This window comes from Mesorhizobium sp. M2A.F.Ca.ET.043.05.1.1 (genome assembly GCF_003952445.1).
Lineage (GTDB): Bacteria > Pseudomonadota > Alphaproteobacteria > Rhizobiales > Rhizobiaceae > Mesorhizobium.
In genome coordinates this window covers 6,157,983-6,173,933 of sequence record NZ_CP034446.1, presented here as the reverse complement: position 1 = coordinate 6,173,933, position 15,951 = coordinate 6,157,983, and the positions used below count along the sequence as shown (strand labels likewise).

15 protein-coding genes and 1 tRNA gene are annotated in these 15,951 nt (G+C 63.4%); 8 read left to right on the top strand and 8 right to left on the bottom strand.

The genetic code is table 11. The features are described 5' to 3' along the window. Window positions 1–5 precede the first annotated feature (5 nt). Window positions 6–1,550: a SpoVR family protein gene (locus EJ069_RS29770; RefSeq protein WP_126064166.1), complete on the top strand. Its 1,545-nt coding sequence runs from the start codon at window positions 6–8 to the stop codon at window positions 1,548–1,550. A gap of 262 nt (window positions 1,551–1,812) precedes the next feature. Here the strand turns inward: EJ069_RS29770 and EJ069_RS29765 are convergent, their stop codons facing one another. The 3 genes from EJ069_RS29765 to EJ069_RS29755 are packed head-to-tail and all read right to left on the bottom strand — an operon-like array spanning window position 1,813 to window position 4,501. Further along, window positions 1,813–2,709, bottom strand: coding sequence for a transporter associated domain-containing protein (locus EJ069_RS29765; RefSeq protein ID WP_126064165.1), 897 nt, complete (start codon window positions 2,707–2,709; stop codon window positions 1,813–1,815). Continuing rightward, on the bottom strand, window positions 2,706–3,875 hold the full coding sequence (aroB, locus tag EJ069_RS29760) for a 3-dehydroquinate synthase (protein ID WP_126064164.1): 1,170 nt from the start codon (window positions 3,873–3,875) through the stop codon (window positions 2,706–2,708). Before aroB ends, EJ069_RS29765 begins: the two co-directional genes overlap by 4 nt. Beyond that, window positions 3,872–4,501, bottom strand: a complete 630-nt coding sequence (locus EJ069_RS29755) for a shikimate kinase (RefSeq protein ID WP_126064163.1) — start codon at window positions 4,499–4,501, stop codon at window positions 3,872–3,874. Before EJ069_RS29755 ends, aroB begins: the two co-directional genes overlap by 4 nt. A 190-nt stretch (window positions 4,502–4,691) precedes the next feature. Here EJ069_RS29755 and EJ069_RS29750 point away from each other — a divergent pair, with 190 nt between their 5' ends. The 5 genes from EJ069_RS29750 (at window position 4,692) to EJ069_RS29730 (ending at window position 8,667) form a co-directional block, all read left to right on the top strand. Beyond that, window positions 4,692–4,844, top strand: a complete 153-nt coding sequence (locus EJ069_RS29750) for a hypothetical protein (RefSeq protein ID WP_042643428.1) — start codon at window positions 4,692–4,694, stop codon at window positions 4,842–4,844. A 13-nt stretch (window positions 4,845–4,857) separates the two neighbouring features. After that, window positions 4,858–5,772 (top strand): site-specific tyrosine recombinase XerD, encoded by a 915-nt coding sequence (locus EJ069_RS29745; protein ID WP_126064162.1) that lies wholly within the window; start codon window positions 4,858–4,860, stop codon window positions 5,770–5,772. A 101-nt stretch (window positions 5,773–5,873) separates the two neighbouring features. Further along, on the top strand, window positions 5,874–6,824 hold the full coding sequence (locus EJ069_RS29740; protein ID WP_126064161.1) for an acetyl-CoA carboxylase carboxyltransferase subunit alpha: 951 nt from the start codon (window positions 5,874–5,876) through the stop codon (window positions 6,822–6,824). Window positions 6,825–7,050: 226 nt separating this feature from the next. After that, a complete protein-coding gene (locus EJ069_RS29735) occupies window positions 7,051–8,340 on the top strand; it encodes a murein L,D-transpeptidase family protein (RefSeq protein ID WP_126064160.1) in 1,290 nt (429 codons plus the stop codon). A gap of 75 nt (window positions 8,341–8,415) precedes the next feature. After that, window positions 8,416–8,667, top strand: coding sequence for a sulfurtransferase TusA family protein (locus tag EJ069_RS29730; protein WP_126064159.1), 252 nt, complete (start codon window positions 8,416–8,418; stop codon window positions 8,665–8,667). A 19-nt stretch (window positions 8,668–8,686) separates the two neighbouring features. Here EJ069_RS29730 and EJ069_RS29725 read toward each other — a convergent pair whose 3' ends face one another. Further along, window positions 8,687–9,859, bottom strand: coding sequence for a GTP-binding protein (locus EJ069_RS29725; protein WP_126064158.1), 1,173 nt, complete (start codon window positions 9,857–9,859; stop codon window positions 8,687–8,689). Between the two features lie 5 nt (window positions 9,860–9,864). Then, entirely contained in the window at window positions 9,865–11,031 is a 1,167-nt protein-coding gene (locus EJ069_RS29720) for a D-alanyl-D-alanine carboxypeptidase family protein (RefSeq protein ID WP_126064157.1), read from the bottom strand. A 221-nt stretch (window positions 11,032–11,252) separates the two neighbouring features. Here EJ069_RS29720 and EJ069_RS29715 point away from each other — a divergent pair, with 221 nt between their 5' ends. Both EJ069_RS29715 and EJ069_RS29710 read left to right on the top strand, forming a co-directional pair. After that, window positions 11,253–12,416 carry a M20 aminoacylase family protein gene (locus tag EJ069_RS29715; RefSeq protein WP_126064156.1) on the top strand — a complete coding sequence of 388 codons (1,164 nt, stop codon included), beginning with the start codon at window positions 11,253–11,255 and terminating at the stop codon, window positions 12,414–12,416. 110 nt (window positions 12,417–12,526) lie between these two features. Next, window positions 12,527–12,603, top strand: a tRNA-Arg gene (locus EJ069_RS29710). 227 nt (window positions 12,604–12,830) lie between these two features. On the opposite strand, the gene EJ069_RS29705 is transcribed toward EJ069_RS29710, so the two are convergent. Genes EJ069_RS29705 through EJ069_RS29695 form a run of 3 tightly spaced genes read right to left on the bottom strand, consistent with a single transcriptional unit; the run spans window position 12,831 to window position 15,825 of the window. Continuing rightward, on the bottom strand, window positions 12,831–13,688 hold the full coding sequence (locus EJ069_RS29705) for a carbohydrate ABC transporter permease (protein WP_126064155.1): 858 nt from the start codon (window positions 13,686–13,688) through the stop codon (window positions 12,831–12,833). After that, a complete protein-coding gene (locus EJ069_RS29700; protein WP_348639349.1) occupies window positions 13,688–14,608 on the bottom strand; it encodes a sugar ABC transporter permease in 921 nt (306 codons plus the stop codon). The genes EJ069_RS29705 and EJ069_RS29700 overlap by 1 nt, the downstream gene beginning before the upstream one ends. After that, complete coding sequence (locus EJ069_RS29695; protein ID WP_126064912.1) at window positions 14,605–15,825, bottom strand: extracellular solute-binding protein; 1,221 nt, start codon at window positions 15,823–15,825, stop codon at window positions 14,605–14,607. The genes EJ069_RS29700 and EJ069_RS29695 overlap by 4 nt, the downstream gene beginning before the upstream one ends. Window positions 15,826–15,951: the final 126 nt, after the last annotated feature.

Sequence of the window (15,951 nt, the reverse complement as noted above, 5' to 3'; positions counted from 1 at the left end):
CGGAAATGGTCAGCCAGGCGCGCAAATCCGAACTGCTGTTTTCCGGCTCGGACTGGAATTTTGCAAAGCTGTCCAGCGTCTATGACGAGATCGAGGCGCTCGGGACCGAAGAACTGGGCCTCGACATCTATCCTGTGCAGATGGAGGTCATCTCTTCCGAGCAGATGCTCGATGCCTATTCCTCGGTGGGCATGCCGCTGATGTACCGGCATTGGTCGTTCGGCAAGCGTTTCCTCTACGACGAGTTTCTCTACCGCAAGGGCGCGCGCGGCTTGGCCTATGAGTTGGTCATCAACTCCAACCCGTGCATCGTCTATCTGATGGAAGAGAACACCATGGCCCTGCAGGCCCTGGTGACCGCGCATGCCGCGCTCGGGCATAATCATTTCTTCAAGAACAATCATCTCTTCCGGCAATGGACCGATGCCGGCGGCATTCTGAGCTATCTGGATTTTGCCAAGGGCTACATCGCCCGATGCGAGGAACGGCATGGCCTGGCGGCCGTGGAAGCGATCCTGGACTCGGCCCACGCGCTGATGGAGCAGGGCGTCTTCCGCTACCATCGTCCGCCTAAACTGTCGTCCGAGCAGCAGCGCGAGGGGCTGCGCGAACGCCTCGAATATGAAGAGCGCTCCTTCAACGATCTGTGGCGAACGCTGCCGCCCTCGCAGGGAAAGAGCAAGCCGGAAGCGGGGGAAGAAATCCTTGCCGAGCGGAAGAAATCGCTCAAGCTGCCGGAGGAAAACCTTCTCTATTTCCTCGAGAAGAACAGCCTCGTCCTTGAGCCCTGGCAGCGCGAGATCGTCAGGATCGTGCGCGTCATCGCGCAATATTTCTACCCGCAGCGGCAAACCCAGGTGATGAACGAAGGCTGCGCCACCTTCGTGCACTACACGATCATGAACACGCTGTTCGATCGCGGCCGCATCAGCGAAGGCGCCATGCTCGAGATCCTGCGCAACCACTCCAACGTGGTCTTCCAGCCGACCTATGACGATCCGCGCTACTCCGGCATCAATCCCTACGCGCTGGGCCTCGACATGATGCAGGATATCCAGCGCATCTCGACCGCGCCGACCGCCGAGGACCGCGACTGGTTCCCGGACATCGCCGGCCGCGGCGACTGGCGCGACACCCTGCTCGACGCCTGGGCCAACCACCGTGACGAATCCTTCATTCGCCAGTATCTGAGCCCGGCGCTGATCCGCAAATGGCGGCTCTTCGCGCTGGCCGACGGCGCCGACGAGCCGCATTACGAGGTGGCCTCGATCCACAATGAGCGCGGCTATGCCAGGATAAGGTCGGCGCTGGCGCAAAGCTACGATATCGGCGCCAGCCGCCCCGATATCCAGGTGGTTGACGTGGACCTGCTGGGCGACCGGCATCTGCGGCTGCAGCACAAGGTCAAGGACGGCATCATGCTCGAGGGCCAGAGCCGCGACGCAACCCTGCGCCATATCCGCAACCTCTGGGGCTACGAGGTCAGCCTGGCGGCAATCGATGCCGGAACCGGCGCGACGCTCAGCGAGCGCTGGACGAAGGAATTGTAAGACCGCAAGCCGCTCCGCTTAGAGCAATTCCAGGAAAAGTGTGAGCGGTTTTCCGTCCAGAATTGCTTCAAAAACAAAAAGATAGAGCGGTTCGCCGTTTCAGTGAAACGGTGAAACGCTCTAGGTGTGTCGAGATTTAGGTCAGGCCGAACCGAGAATGGTGGATTCCGAGAACCGGAGCGGAGCGTACTAAAAGTACGAGAGCACCGGAAGCGCAGGAAGCTGCCATGCGCAGGCCGGCATCACCTGAATATCGACACACCTAGCTTTCCCCGGCGGGTCTGATCCTCAACCTCGCAATGCGGTTCTTGTCGCGCTTCATGACGACGAAACGCTTGCCGTGGAAGGTGAAGGCCTGCTTCTCCTCCGGGATCGACTGCGTCTCATGGATGACGAGGCCGGCGATCGTCGTCGCCTCCTCGTCGGGCAGGTCCCAGTCGAGCGCGCGGTTCAAGTCGCGGATAGGCACGGTGCCGTCGACGACGACCGAGCCGTCGGCTTCTTTCTTGACGCCCTGCATGTCGACATCGTGCTCGTCGGCGATCTCGCCGACGATCTCCTCGATGATGTCTTCCAGCGTCACCAGCCCTTCGACCTCGCCATACTCGTCGACGACGATGGCGAAATGCGTCTTGCGCCGCAGGAAGGCGTTGAGCTGTTCCTGCAAGGTGGTGGTGTCGGGCACGAACCAGGGCTTCGCCGCGATCTTCATCACGTCGATCTGCGAAAAGTCGTTGCCGACCTCGTTGAGGGCCCTCAGCAGGTCCTTCGCGTGCAGCACGCCGACGATGTTGTCGAGCGAGCCTTTCCACAGCGGCATGCGGGTGTGCGGACTCGTGAGGATCTCGCGCACCACCACCTCCGGCGCATTGTCGGCATTGACGGAGCGCATATTGGTGCGGTGGACCATGACGTCCGACACTTCGAGCTCATCAAGCTCGAAGAGGCCCTCGAGCCGGTTGCGCTCCTCGCGGCCGGCTTCGCCGTCGCGACGCGGATCGTCGCTGTCGTGATCCTTGCCGTTGCGCTCGGACCGCTGCGGCGGCTCGATCGGCCGTAGCGCGTAGCCGAAAGCGGCAAGCAAGCGGGCGCGGAACAGAAGCGCCGAAAGCAGGATGACGGCGAGGATGGCGGCGACGATCCAGCCGGCATCGGTCATCCAGAACGACTCCTCTTGGACCGTTCGGGATGGCTCGTCTTGAGCGCCGCGGGGTGGCTCATCTTGAGGAAAGCCAGCACCTCCGAGGGCGGCAAGTCCTTGGCGATGAACGACTGGCCAATGCCGCGCGTCAGGATGAAGGTCAGCGCGCCGCGCGAGACCTTCTTGTCCTGGGTGATGAAGCCGAGCAGCGCCTCCGCGTCGGGCAACTCGCCCGGAATATCGGCCATCCGCCAGGGCAGGCCGACGGCGCTGAGATGCGCCTCCACACGTTCCGCGTCGTCCGGGCTCGCCAAGTTGAGCCGCGCTGAAAAACGGTGCGCCAGCGCTATGCCGATAGCCACGCCCTCGCCATGGACGAGGCGCGCGCCGTCATAGTGCGTGGCGGCTTCCAGCGCATGGCCGAATGTGTGGCCGAGATTGAGCAGGGCGCGGTCGCCGGTCTCGAATTCGTCGCGGGCGACGACATCGGCCTTGGCGCGGCAGGCCTCGGCGATCGCCTCGACCCGCGCCGGACCGCCGCCAAAGACGTCGCGCCAGTTCTGTTCCAGCCAGGCGAAGAAGGCCGGGCGATCGATCAGCCCGTATTTGGCAAGTTCGGCATAACCGGCGCGGAACTCGCGGATGGGCAGCGTGTCAAGGACTTGGGTGTCGGCCAGCACCAGCCTGGGCTGGTGGAAGACACCGACCAGGTTCTTGCCGCGCGGGCTGTTGATGCCGGTCTTGCCGCCGACGGAGGAATCCACCTGCGCCAGCAGCGAGGTTGGGATCTGCACGAAATTCATGCCGCGCCGCACGATGCCGGACGCAAAGCCGGCGAGGTCGCCGATGACGCCGCCGCCGAGCGCGATCACCACGTCGCGGCGTTCGAGCTTGGCGGCGAGCACGCCGTCGACCACCTGCTCGAGATGGGCGAAGCTCTTGGTCTTCTCCCCGGCGGGCAATGTGATGACGGCGGACTGGATGCCGCCCTTCTCCAATCCCGCCTTCAGCGTGTCGAGATGCGCGGCGGCGACGTTCTCGTCGGTGACGATGGCCGCGCGGGTGCCAGGAAGCCGGCGCGCGATCTCCTCGCCGGCGCGCGCCAGCAATCCGGAACCGATAAGGATGTCATAGGCGCGGTCGCCGAGTCCAACCTCGACCTTCACCGGTTCGGCGTGGCTCACGGCTGCACCTCGTCATTTGTGGCGCCTGTAGCGCCCGTCGCGATCGCCTCGACGCCGAGATGGGCGCAGAGCGCCGCGACGACTTCGCCGGCGATGATCTCCTTGCGGTCGTCGCGCGTCGGCACGGTGAGGTCGGCGGCGGCATAGACCGGATAACGCTCGCCCATCAGCTTTTCCAGCACGGCGCGCGGATCGGGGTTCTTCAAGAGCGGCCGGTTCTGCTTCTTGGAGACGCGCTCCATCAAGAGGTCCAGATCGGCCTTCAGCCAGACCGATATGCCATGCGCCGAAATCGCCTCGCGCGTCTGCGCGTTCATGAAGGCGCCGCCGCCGGTCGACAGCACCTGCGGGCCGTTTTCCAGCAGGCGCAGGATCACGCGCTGCTCCAGCGCGCGGAATTCCGGCTCGCCATAGCGCTCGAACAGTTCCGGAACCGTCATGCGCGAGACGCTTTCGATCTCCTGATCGCTGTCCATGAAGGGCAGCGACAGCATCGTCGCCACCTTGCGGCCGATCGCCGTCTTGCCGGCCCCCATCAGCCCGACGAAGACGATCGAACGGCTGCCGAGCCGTTCGACCAGCGCGGCACAGCCTTCGTCCGTCGGATTTGGTGGCAGAGCGTTCATCGGGGCCTCTTTGCGCCGTATCGACATCAAAAGCCTGTTTGCGTCAAGCGCGGGTGCACGAACGGGTCCGACGCCTTTCCGGCAAAAACCTGCAGCGACCGGAATCCTTGGTCCTTGAATTGCCCAGTTTGGCGTCCCATAAGGGCACAGGGCTTTGGAACCGCAGAACAACAAGACGGGCGAAATTTGAATGCCGACTTTGTTTCGCTTCGTCGTGACGCTGGCGGTTCTTGCAGGCATTGCCTATGGCGCGATGTTCGCGCTGGCGATGTTCGTGGAGCCCAAAAAAGCGGAAATGAGCATCCGCATTCCCGCCGAGAAGCTCAACCCCAAGAAGAACTGACAAACCCGGCCCGATGAACAGCGCCGCCCGCATCGAAGCCTTCCTCGAAATGATGAGCGCCGAACGGGGGGCGGCCGAGAACACGCTTGCCTCCTACCGCCGCGACCTCGAGGACGCTTCCGAAGCGATCAAGGGCGGACTTGCGGGCGCTGGATCGGCCGACATCCGCGCCTATCTCGACGACATTGCCGCGCGCGGCTTCGCGCCGACCTCGCAGGCGCGCAAATTGTCGGCGATCCGCCAGTTCTTCAAATTCCTCTACGCCGAGGGACTGCGCGGTGACGACCCGACCGGCACGCTGGACAGCCCGCGCAAGGGCCGGCCGCTGCCGAAGACGATGAGCGAGGCCGAGACCGGCCGCCTGCTCGACCGGGCGGCGCAGGAAGCCGGCGAAGCTGGTCCGGATGGCGACCGGATGGCGGCGTTGCGCCTGCACGCGCTGGTCGAGGTGCTCTACGCCACGGGCCTGCGCGTGTCGGAGCTGGTCGGCCTGCCGGTGACGGTGGCGCTGCGCGACGACCGCTTCTTCATGGTGCGCGGCAAGGGCGACAAGGAACGCATGGTGCCGCTGTCGGCCAAGGCGCGCACGGCCATGCGCGCCTGGCTTGCCGCAAGGGCCGAGCGCCCGGCCTTTGCCGAGAGCCCTTTCCTGTTTCCCGCCTCCTCCGACAGCGGCCATCTTTCCCGGCAGGTTTTCGCACGCGATCTCAAGGGCTTGGCGGCTCGGTCGGGGATAGCTGCGGCGAAAATCTCGCCGCATGTGCTTCGCCATGCTTTTGCCAGCCATCTCCTGCAGAACGGCGCCGATCTCAGAGCCGTTCAGCAACTCCTTGGCCATGCCGACATCTCGACCACGCAGATCTACACCCATGTGCTGGAGGAGCGGCTGGTGCGGCTGGTCAACGATCATCATCCGCTTGCCGACTAGGCCTCATATCGCTATGTGAGGGCGACGTTCCACCGCCCGGAGCCGGCATTTCAGCGGTTCCGCCAGCCATTTCGCCTTCCGACGGATCGGTCCGCTCAAGCATGTACAACTACCTCGACTTCGAAAAGCCGGTGCAGGATCTGGAGCTCAAGATCCTCGAGCTGAAGAAGCTTGCCGAGAACGGCGAGGCGGTCGATGTCGCCGAAGAGATCAGCCGGCTGGAAAAGCGTTCGCGTGACGCGTTGCGCGACCTCTACAAGGCGCTCACCCCCTGGCAGAAGGTGCAGGTCGCGCGCCATCCCGACCGCCCGCATTGCGTCGACTACATCAAAGGGCTGTTCACCGATTTCACGCCCTTGGCCGGCGACCGCAATTTCGGCGACGACCAGGCGATCGTCGGCGGCTTCGCCCGCTTCCGCGGCGAGCCGGTGGCGGTGATCGGCCAGGAAAAGGGTTCGGACACGGCAAGCCGTATCAAGCACAATTTCGGCTCGGTGCGGCCGGAGGGCTACCGCAAGGCGGTGCGCCTCATGGAACTGGCCGACCGTTTCAAGATCCCGCTTCTGACGCTGGTCGACACCGCCGGCGCCTATCCCGGCGTCGGCGCCGAGGAGCGCGGCCAGGCCGAAGCGATCGCACGTTCGACTTCCGCCTGCCTTTCGCTGAAAGTGCCGTCGATCTCGGTGGTCATCGGCGAAGGCGGTTCCGGCGGCGCCATCGCGATCGCCACCGCCAACCGGGTCTACATGCTGGAGCACGCCATCTATTCGGTGATCTCGCCGGAGGGTGCCGCTTCGATCCTGTGGCGTGACACCACCCGCTCCAAGGACGCGGCGACCAATATGAAGATCACCGCGCAGGATCTGCTCGAGATGAAGATCATCGACGCCATCATTCCCGAGCCGATGGGCGGCGCCCAGCGCGCGCCGGAAACGGTGATTGCCTCCACCGGCGACCTCATCGCCAGGACGATGAAGGACTTTGCCGGCGCCAACACCGATTTCCGCGAGCAGCGCCGCGAGAAATATCTGGCGATGGGCCGCAGCCTCTAATCGGGTATCTCGCGGTAAACTGTGGCGGCCACGACCAATTTCGCCACAAAAATGCCGCCGGATTCGGCTCAATGGGATTTGCCGTGAGGGGTTTGCCCAGATTTGTGACGAAGGCTTGCGGTAAGGAATTTTCAAGGTTAACGGGCTTACGGTCCACTGGTGTTCAGCCTGCGGGCCCGGCCATGCCGAGAGTCGTTGGCCCGAGAGAAGAGACGTAGCCGCACCGATGTTTGCCAAGCTTGCCCGCACCGGAGTCCTGATCGCCGCCATCGGCGTCGCCGGCTGCAATGATTCGTCGATGAAGGATTTCGCGCCGGAGGCCAACAAGCCGCTGCCGGACAAGATCCTCGCCGACATGAAGGCCAAGGGCATGGTGCGCACCTCCTCGGTGATGGCGCGCATCTTCAAGGAAGAAGGCAAGCTGGAGATCTGGAAGGCCAAGACCAACGGCCGCTACGATCTCGTCGCCACTTACGACATCTGCAAATGGTCAGGAAAGCTCGGCCCCAAATACACCGAGGGCGACCGCCAGGCGCCGGAAGGCTTCTACACGGTGCGCCCATCGCAGATGAACCCGCGCTCGAATTACCATCTGTCCTTCAACATCGGCTTCCCCAACGCCTATGACCGCGCCAATGGCCGCACCGGCCAGAACCTGATGGTGCACGGCGCCTGCTCATCCTCGGGCTGCTATTCGATGACCGACGCGCAGATCGAGCAGATCTATGCCTTCGGCCGCGACGCCTTCCAGGGCGGCCAGACCGAGTTCCAGATCCAGGCCTTCCCCTTCCGCATGACCGCCGCCAACATGGCGCGCTACCGCAACGACCCGAACTACGAGTTCTGGAAGATGCTGAAGGTCGGCTACGACAATTTCGAGATCACCAAGGTGCCGCCGAAGGTCGACGTCTGCGAGAAGCGCTACGTCTTCAATCAGGTCGCGCCTGAAGGCACCACCTTCGACCCGACCGGCCCCTGCCCCCCGACGACGCAGCCGGATTCGCTGAAGACCGCTTTCGCCAATTACGAGAAGAGCTACGACGCAGCCTTCAATTCGGCGGTGAATTCCAGCAACCCGCCGCCGAAGCCGACCATTGCCGGCATCAAGGAAGCCAGCATCGTCTCCGACTGGTCGAAGCGCCGCGCCCGCGGCGAGCGCGTGCCGATCGAGCCGCCGTCGATGAATGCGGATGGCTCGGTGACGGAAACGACCCGCATGGGCCGCATCGATTCGCCGGCCGGCCGCAAGATGGCCGCGCTCGACGCGGAAAAGGAAGCCAAGCGCAAGGCCGAAGAGCAGCGCCTGGCGGCGATCGAGGCGGCCAAGGCCGCCAAGGAACAGGCCAAGGCGCAAGCGCTGGCCGAGAAGCAAGCCGCCAAGCAGGCCGCGCAGCAGCCGGTCGTCACCGCCGGCGTCGAGCCAGCGCCTGCGCAGGAAACCCAGCAGGCCGCCGACGCCGACCAGGGCACCGTGTCGAAGCTGAAGAAGAAGCTGCTCGGCATGTTCGGCGGCTGAGACTCAATGCATGTCGCCCAAAAGCATGCCCTCGGGCATTGACCCGAGGGTGTAAGGCGGTTTTGGGATAACGACATGCATGAACAAAGGGCAAAGCCGCCCGCCATCTACGATCTCAAGGGACTGAACTGTCCGTTGCCGGTGCTGAAAGCCCGCAAGCGGTTGGCGGCCATGCGGCCGGGCAGCCAGCTTTGGCTGGAAACCACCGATCCGCTCGCGGTCATCGATATCCCGGCCTTCTGCGCCGATGCCGGTCACCAATTGGTCGAAACGGCCGCGGTCACCGGCGGTCATCGTTTCCTGGTCGAGCGCGGCAGCGCGGCCTGAGCCGGCGTCGTTTTTTTGCTTATAGCCCGGCTATTGCCAGCGGATTGGACTCGAGCGCGGCCCGGTCCGGCGTGTCGATCGACGGTTTGTTGGTGAAGGCCGCGAACAGGCGCTGGATATAGTCCTGCGGCATGTCCAGCGTGATCAGCACCAGCCTGGTGCCGCGCTGGCCGTCCGGCCATGCCGGCAGCCTTGCCGGCGGATGCAGGATCTTCTGCACGCCATGGATGACAAGCGGCCGCGACGGATCCTCCGCAAGCTCGATGACGCCCTTCATGCGCAAGAGCTTCTCGCCATGCGCCGAGCGCAGAAGGTCGAGGAACATCTCGATCGCCGAGAACGGCACCGGGCCGTCATGGACGAGCGAATGGGTGCGCACGCGCCTATCGTGGCGGTGCTCGTGATGGTGATGGTCATGATCGCCGTCATGGTGATGATGGCCATGATCATGGTGATGATCCTGATCATGGTGATGATCCTGATCATGGTGATGATCTTGATCATGGTGATGATCTTGATCATGCGCCGCCTCTTCGCCAAGCCAGCGCCGCACATCGGCGGACTTGGTTTCAGGATCATAAAGCCCGCAATTGAACAGCGCCGCGGCGCCGGCCTCGTTGACGTCGAGCACGACGGCGCCCCGATTGACCTGCTTCAGCCTTGCCCGCAACACCTCGACCTCGGCCGCGTCGGCAAGATCGGTCTTGGTCAGCACGATGCGATCGGCCACCGCCGCCTGTTTCACCGCCTCGACATGGGCGTCGAGCGTCGCCTCGCCATTGACGGCGTCGACCAGCGTGATGACGCCGTCGAGCCGGAAGGCCTGCACCAGCGCAGGATGCGCCATGATCGACTGCTGCACCGGCGCCGGATCGGCGAGGCCCGTCGTCTCGACGACGACGCGGGCGAGTTTCGCGATGCGGCCGGTCTGCAGCCGGTCGACCAGATCAGCAAGCGTGTCGACCAGGTCGCCACGCACCGTGCAGCAGAGGCAGCCGTCGGAGAGCTGGATGATGCCGTCGGATGCCTGCTCGACCAAAAGGTGGTCGATCGCCACCTCGCCGAACTCGTTGATGATCACCGCCGTGTCGGCAAGCGCCGGATCCTTGAGCAGCCGATTGAGCAGCGTCGTCTTGCCGGCGCCGAGAAAGCCGGTGAGAACGGAGACGGGGATGGGAAAGCCGCCCTTCATGATCCCTAGTTCGCCGCCTTGGCGGGCTGGTCGCCTTGCGCCCCTGCTGCGGCGGTCGCCGCCGGCTCGGCGCCGGCCGGCGCCGGCCTGTCGGGCCGCCAGCTCGGCACCGGCACGTCGGCATAGTTCTGATCGGTCTGGTCGACGAACGCCTTCGGCGCCGGGCCGGTGGCGCCGCCGAGGCCGACCGCGATCAGCGTCGGATGGTCGAGCTTCACCTGATAGGGCGACTTGGGCTTATCCTTGGCAGCGACTTCGGGGGCTGCCTCGGATTGCTCCTCCTTCGGCTTCTTCTTGCAGATCTCGTCATGCATGTCGTTGGGCGACAGCGTGTCGCCATAGGGCTTGAGAGCGGCCAGCGTCGTCGAACCCTCCGCCCGCGTATCGAAACCCTGGTCGAGCAGCTTTGCCGCCGCCTCGGCGCGGCTGACCGCCGATTTCTCGCCAAGCACCACGGCGACCAACGTGCGGCCGTTGCGCGTCGCGGAGCCGATCATGTTGAAGCCGGAAGAGCAGACGAAGCCGGTCTTCATGCCATCGGCGCCGGGATAGCGGCCGATGAGCAGATTATAGTTCGGGAGCGCCTTCTTGCCGACGGCAAGGCCTTCGATCGAGAACCAGGGCGCATATTGCGGAAAATCATTGCGCAGCGCCGTCACCAGCACGGCGAGGTCGCGCGCTGTGGTGTATTGTTCCGGCGAATAGAGCCCGTTCGGGTTGACGAAATGCGTTCCGACCATGCCGAGGCGGGCCGCCTCGGCGTTCATGCGGTCGGCGAAGGCCGCCTGCGATCCGCCGATATTCTCGCCCACGGCCATGGCGATGTCGTTGGCCGATTTGACCAGCATCATCTTCAGCGCATTGTCGAGCCGCATCACCGAGCCGGGCCTGAAGCCCATCTTGCTCGGCGGCTCGCCGGCCGAATGCTTCGTCACCTTGATCGGCGAATCAAGCGCCACCTCGCCGGCCTGGATGGCACGGAAGGCGACATAGGCCGTCATCAGCTTGCTGAGCGAGGCCGGATACCAGCGCTTGAACGCGTCCTGATGCTCCAGAATGGAGCCGCTCTTGAGGTCGAACAGGACCACCGGATTGGCGCGCGCAACGCCGGCAAACGCCGGAAGCGCCAACGCGCCCGCCAGCAACAGGTTGAGGAAATGCCTCTGCCGCATGATCAAATCCGAAATCGCCTCTTGCCGTAATCGCCACCGGGTCCGTAAGATTTCGTTACCCATCGCCAGCATAAATGCGGCCCGGCCCCTCGACCCGGACCCCATTGTTGCGGTGCTATTTACCCTATGTGACGCCAAAATGGCAAAGTTCAACACAATCACAATTGCTGAGCATCGGTTCTGAACCGACCGCCGCCAATCAACCAAGAGATGGACCGATCATGCCGATTCTCAACCGCGCCGCACAAATGCAGGAAGAAGTCGCCGGCTGGCGACGCCATCTCCACCAGACGCCGGAACTGAATTTCGACGTCTTCCAGACCGCCGGCTTCGTCACCGAGAAGCTGAAGGCCTTCGGCTGTGACGAAGTAGTGACGGGATTGGGCAAGACCGGCGTCGTCGGCATCATCCGCGGCCGCAAGGGCGATGGCCCGACGATCGGACTGCGCGCCGACATGGACGCGCTGCCGATCGACGAGATCACCGGCAAGCCATGGGCCTCGACCGTGCGCGGCAAGATGCATGCCTGCGGCCATGACGGCCATACCGCGATGCTCTTGGGCGCCGCCAAATATCTTGCCGAGACGCGCAATTTCGCCGGCACCGTGGCGGTGATCTTCCAGCCGGCCGAGGAAGGCGGCGGCGGCGGCAACGAGATGGTCAAGGACGGCATGATGGAACGCTTCGACATCGAGAAGGTGTTCGGCATGCACAATATGCCGGGCCTGCCGGTCGGCCAGTTCGCCATCAAGCCCGGTCCGATCATGGCCGCGACGGCCGAGTTCACCATCACCGTCAAGGGCCGCGGCGGCCATGCCGCGATGCCGCACGGCACGATCGATCCCATCGTCATCGCCAGCCAGCTGGTCGGCGCGCTGCAGACCGTCGCCTCGCGCAGCACCGATCCGGTCGAGGCCGTGGTGGTGTCGGTCACGAAGTTCCACGCCGGCGATGCCTATAACGTCATCCCCGAAAGCGCCGAGATCGCCGGCACGGTCCGCACGCTGAAGAAGGAGGTGGCCAAGAAATCGGAAGAGCGCATCCGCGCGCTCTGCGCCGGGCTGGCCGCCGCCTTCGGCGCCACCATCGAGGTCGACTACGACGCCAACTACCCCGTCACCTTCAATCATGCGCAAGAGACGGTCTTCGCCAGCGATGTCGCCGCCGACGTCGCCGGCGACGCGCATGTCCATCGCGCTATCCAGCCGGTGATGGGCGGCGAGGATTTCTCCTATATGCTGGAAGCCCGCCCCGGCGCCTTCATCTTCATCGGCAACGGCGACTCGGCCGGCCTGCACCACCCTGCCTACGACTTCAACGACGAGGTCATCCCGCACGGCATGAGCTACTGGGTGAAGCTGGCCGAGACGGCCTTGGCGGCCTGACGGCACTGGCTTGGCAAGAGGAGGCGGCCGCCCATCGCAGACGGCCGCCTGATCGGCTTTCAGACTCCTCTTGGCGAACCGGCCCGAAGCGTTTATGTGTCGGGCCGCGTGGTCCCGTAGCTCAGTAGGATAGAGCGGCAGATTCCTAATCTGTAGGTCACAGGTTCGATTCCTGTCGGGATCACCAAGGGTCGTGTCCCACCGGATGGTGTAGCTGAGGGTTGTGGAGCCGCTCGCTCGCGCGCCGTTAGTAGCGCTGTAGCGAGTGAGCGGCCTGTCGGTGGTCATCGGCGCTTTCCGGCAGGGTCTGGATTATTGACGCGCGACAGGGCGGAGATCGTGTTCCACTAACGCCGACCGCCGTCTCAAGGATTGCGCCGTTTGCGGCGTTGCTCCAGCTGTGGCCTACGGACGCTATTTGGTTGACCCTGCAAGCAAGCCGGAGATTAGGTATCGATTGAGGAAGATCACCAGCAGGCAGGGCACCGCAATGGCGATGGAACCGCCGGCCATGATGAGCCCGTAGTCGACGAAGTTCTTCCCTGCGAATTCCGGGATCAGAACCGTCAGCGGCTTTGTGTCCTTGGGTGAGAAGACGAGCGGCACAACATATTGCCCCCAGGCGCCGAGGAAGGTGAGAATGGCAGTCGCCGTAAGTCCTGGTGCAGCGATCGGCGCGATGATGGAAAACAGGATGCGCATGTGGCTTGCCCCGTCGATACGCGCCGCCTCTTCCAACGATCGTGGCAGCGTGTCCATGACGCCTTTCAGGAGCCAAAGGCAAAGCGGCAGGAACGCCGAGACGTAGATGAGCGTCACGCCGAGATAGGCGTCGATCTGCCGGAGCGACACCATCAGCCGAAACAGCGGGATGAGCACCGCGTATCCCGGCACCGCCATGGTCCCCACCACAGCATAGAAAAGCACCTCACGTCCGGGAAAGTTCAGGCGCGCGAAGGCATAGGCCGCAAGCAGCGACATCAGCACGCAAAGCACGGTGGCGGCACCCGAAGTGAGTATGCTGTTGAAAAGCGCAAGCCGGAACTCACCGGCCACGTCGACGCCTCCCATATGGCCATCGAGCACGCCAAGAAGCCTCAGGTAGTGCTCGCCGGTGGGATGCTCGGGAAAAAGATGAAGCGGCCGCGCATTGAACTCGACCGTCGGCGTCAGGCTGGAGGCGAGTGTCCAGTAGATCGGAAGAAGCGACCAGGCGAGCAGCAGCGCAACGCCGGCCCAGATTCCAAGACGGATGTGCCAAGGTTCCTTCATCAGTCGAGCCTCGTGCTGCGGTGGATGCGCAGCACATAGCCAAGCGATATGGCGAGCGAAATGAAGGTGACCATCAGTGACAATGCCATGCCGTAGGAGAAATTGAGTTTCTTGAAGGCCTCAAGATAGATCTGCAGCAGGATCGGCCGCGTCTCCAGACTGTTGCGGGCAAGCACGATCGCTTCGTCGAACAGGTTGAAGGCCGACACCGTGGCATTGGTCATCGCCACCGCGATCGCCCCGCGCGTCAGCGGCAAGGTAATATTGCGGAACATCACAAGGCGACTGGCGCCGTCCATGCGCGCGGCCTCATAGAGGTCGCCCGGAATGCTTTGCATCGCCGCCAGCACGATAACGATGGTCAGCGGCAACATGCGCCAGACATGCACCACCGAGACCGCAAGCATGGCGCTGGTGCTGTTGTTGAACCAGAGGTGGCCCTCGTAGTCCAAACCGATCATCACCAGCAGCCCGTTGAGCAGGCCAGGGCCGGGCGAATAGATCCATTGCCATATGACGCCGCTGACCACGCCGGGCAGCGCCCACGGCAGGACAACGGCTGCCAACACCCACTGACGCCCGCTCTTCAACTGATTGATGAGTGAAGCCGCCAGGACCCCCAGCACCGTCTCGGCGAAAACGGCGATTACGACATATTTGAAGGTGTTGAGCCAAGCCTGTCCCACCTCTACGTCGCTGAAGACGCGCGTATAGTTGGAGATGCCGACGAACGGGGTTCCTGCTTGCATCGGGTTGACGCGGTGCAAGCTGTCCCATGCGGTGCTCAGCAATGGGTAGAAAACGAGCCCGCCCATGGTGAGCAGGATCGGCAGCACCATCAAAAAGGCGGTCGTGGCGTCCCCAACTTTGCGGGCGCCACGACCTTGTCGCGGGAGGACAGTTACCGCTTGCGACGTCACTGCTTCACGGCTTCAGCCGCGGCCTCGGCGATGCGCTGAACGGCCTGGTCCACACTGATCTCACCCTTTGCGGCGCTGTTGATCGAGGTGTTTACGGCCAGCGAGAATTGCAGATACCAGGCGGGCGCGCCGGATGGGAACAACGCCTCGACGGTTGGCGCCTGCTCCACAAGCGCCTCGCCGCTGACCAGCTTGCCCTGTTGCTGCAGCTCTGCGAGCGCGGACGTGCGCGTCGGCAATACCCCGTTCCCGTAGTTGTGGATCTGATAGTCCTTGGATGTCATCCATTTGATGAATTCCTTGGCCGCTTCCGGGTTCTGGGCATTCCTTGGGATGCCGAGGCCCTCCAGCAACCCGAATGAGCGCGTCTTGCCGCTTTCGGTGGCGACCGGAATTGCCTGAACCTGTCCCGCAACGACAGACTGTGCAGGATCATTGTAAGCGCCAAGGCGGCCCGGTTCGCCGCTGATCATGATGCTGGTCAGGCCCTTGGCGAAAAGTGTCTCATTGATCTCGCTGTCTTTAAGACCGGTGGAGGCGGGATCAACCAGGCCCTCCTTCAAGAGCATCATCTCGAAGGCCATCGCTTTATAGCCGGCCGAGTCCGGCGCCATGAACAGAGGTTTCATATCCTTGTCGAAAAGATCTCCACCAAACGCCTTGGTCAGAAGATACCAGCTTGTCGATGCGCCTTCTGTCGCGGAAAGCGGCAGGCCGATCGGATACTTTACGATTCCCTTGGCCTTGACGGCCTTCGCCGCCGCCACAAGCTCGTCGAGCGTCTTTGGCATGACGGTCACGCCGGCGTCGGCGAACTGCTTCTTGTTCACCAGCATGACGCGAAAGTCATTTGTGTAGGGAATGGCCAGAACCTTGCCGTTCACGTTGAAGATCGTCGACCCCTTGATGTCATCTAGGGTCGCGGCGTCAACGGTGTCGTTGAGCGGCGTATACCAGTCTGCCGCAGCGAACTGGCCGGTCCAGGACCAGTCGAACTCGGTCACGTCAGCCGGCGCCGTGCCAGCCAGCAACGCCGTTGAAATCTTCACCGACACGTCGTCCCATGACGCCGTCTGCAGATCAAGCTTGATGCCGGTGGCTTTCTCGAAATCAGCCGCCATGTTTGCATCCTGAGGCGAGGGCAGGAGCACCGAAACTGTTTGTCCCGCAAAGGGCTTGGCATCATCGGCCAGCGCAATTCCGCTGGTAATGGCCATCAAAACGACGCTGAAGGCGAAGACCAGATCAGACTTCGGCAAACGCATGATTATCTCCCGTGACGTCGCGAGCGGGCAGCATTGTTCCCACTACGCTTTTTGGCCGCTGCCCGCACCAATAGACGG

Bases quoted from the DNA above. Each gene is read 5' to 3' on its own strand.
- EJ069_RS29770 (WP_126064166.1), top strand. From the start codon at position 6: ATGGTCAGCCAGGCGCGCAAATCCGAACTGCTGTTTTCCGGCTCGGAC.
- EJ069_RS29765 (WP_126064165.1), bottom strand. From the start codon at position 2,709: ATGACCGATGCCGGCTGGATCGTCGCCGCCATCCTCGCCGTCATCCTG.
- EJ069_RS29755 (WP_126064163.1), bottom strand. From the start codon at position 4,501: ATGAACGCTCTGCCACCAAATCCGACGGACGAAGGCTGTGCCGCGCTG.
- EJ069_RS29750 (WP_042643428.1), top strand. From the start codon at position 4,692: ATGCCGACTTTGTTTCGCTTCGTCGTGACGCTGGCGGTTCTTGCAGGC.
- EJ069_RS29745 (WP_126064162.1), top strand. From the start codon at position 4,858: ATGAACAGCGCCGCCCGCATCGAAGCCTTCCTCGAAATGATGAGCGCC.
- EJ069_RS29740 (WP_126064161.1), top strand. From the start codon at position 5,874: ATGTACAACTACCTCGACTTCGAAAAGCCGGTGCAGGATCTGGAGCTC.
- EJ069_RS29735 (WP_126064160.1), top strand. From the start codon at position 7,051: ATGTTTGCCAAGCTTGCCCGCACCGGAGTCCTGATCGCCGCCATCGGC.
- EJ069_RS29730 (WP_126064159.1), top strand. From the start codon at position 8,416: ATGCATGAACAAAGGGCAAAGCCGCCCGCCATCTACGATCTCAAGGGA.
- EJ069_RS29725 (WP_126064158.1), bottom strand. From the start codon at position 9,859: ATGAAGGGCGGCTTTCCCATCCCCGTCTCCGTTCTCACCGGCTTTCTC.
- EJ069_RS29720 (WP_126064157.1), bottom strand. From the start codon at position 11,031: ATGCGGCAGAGGCATTTCCTCAACCTGTTGCTGGCGGGCGCGTTGGCG.
- EJ069_RS29715 (WP_126064156.1), top strand. From the start codon at position 11,253: ATGCCGATTCTCAACCGCGCCGCACAAATGCAGGAAGAAGTCGCCGGC.
- EJ069_RS29705 (WP_126064155.1), bottom strand. From the start codon at position 13,688: ATGAAGGAACCTTGGCACATCCGTCTTGGAATCTGGGCCGGCGTTGCG.
- EJ069_RS29695 (WP_126064912.1), bottom strand. From the start codon at position 15,825: ATGGCCATTACCAGCGGAATTGCGCTGGCCGATGATGCCAAGCCCTTT.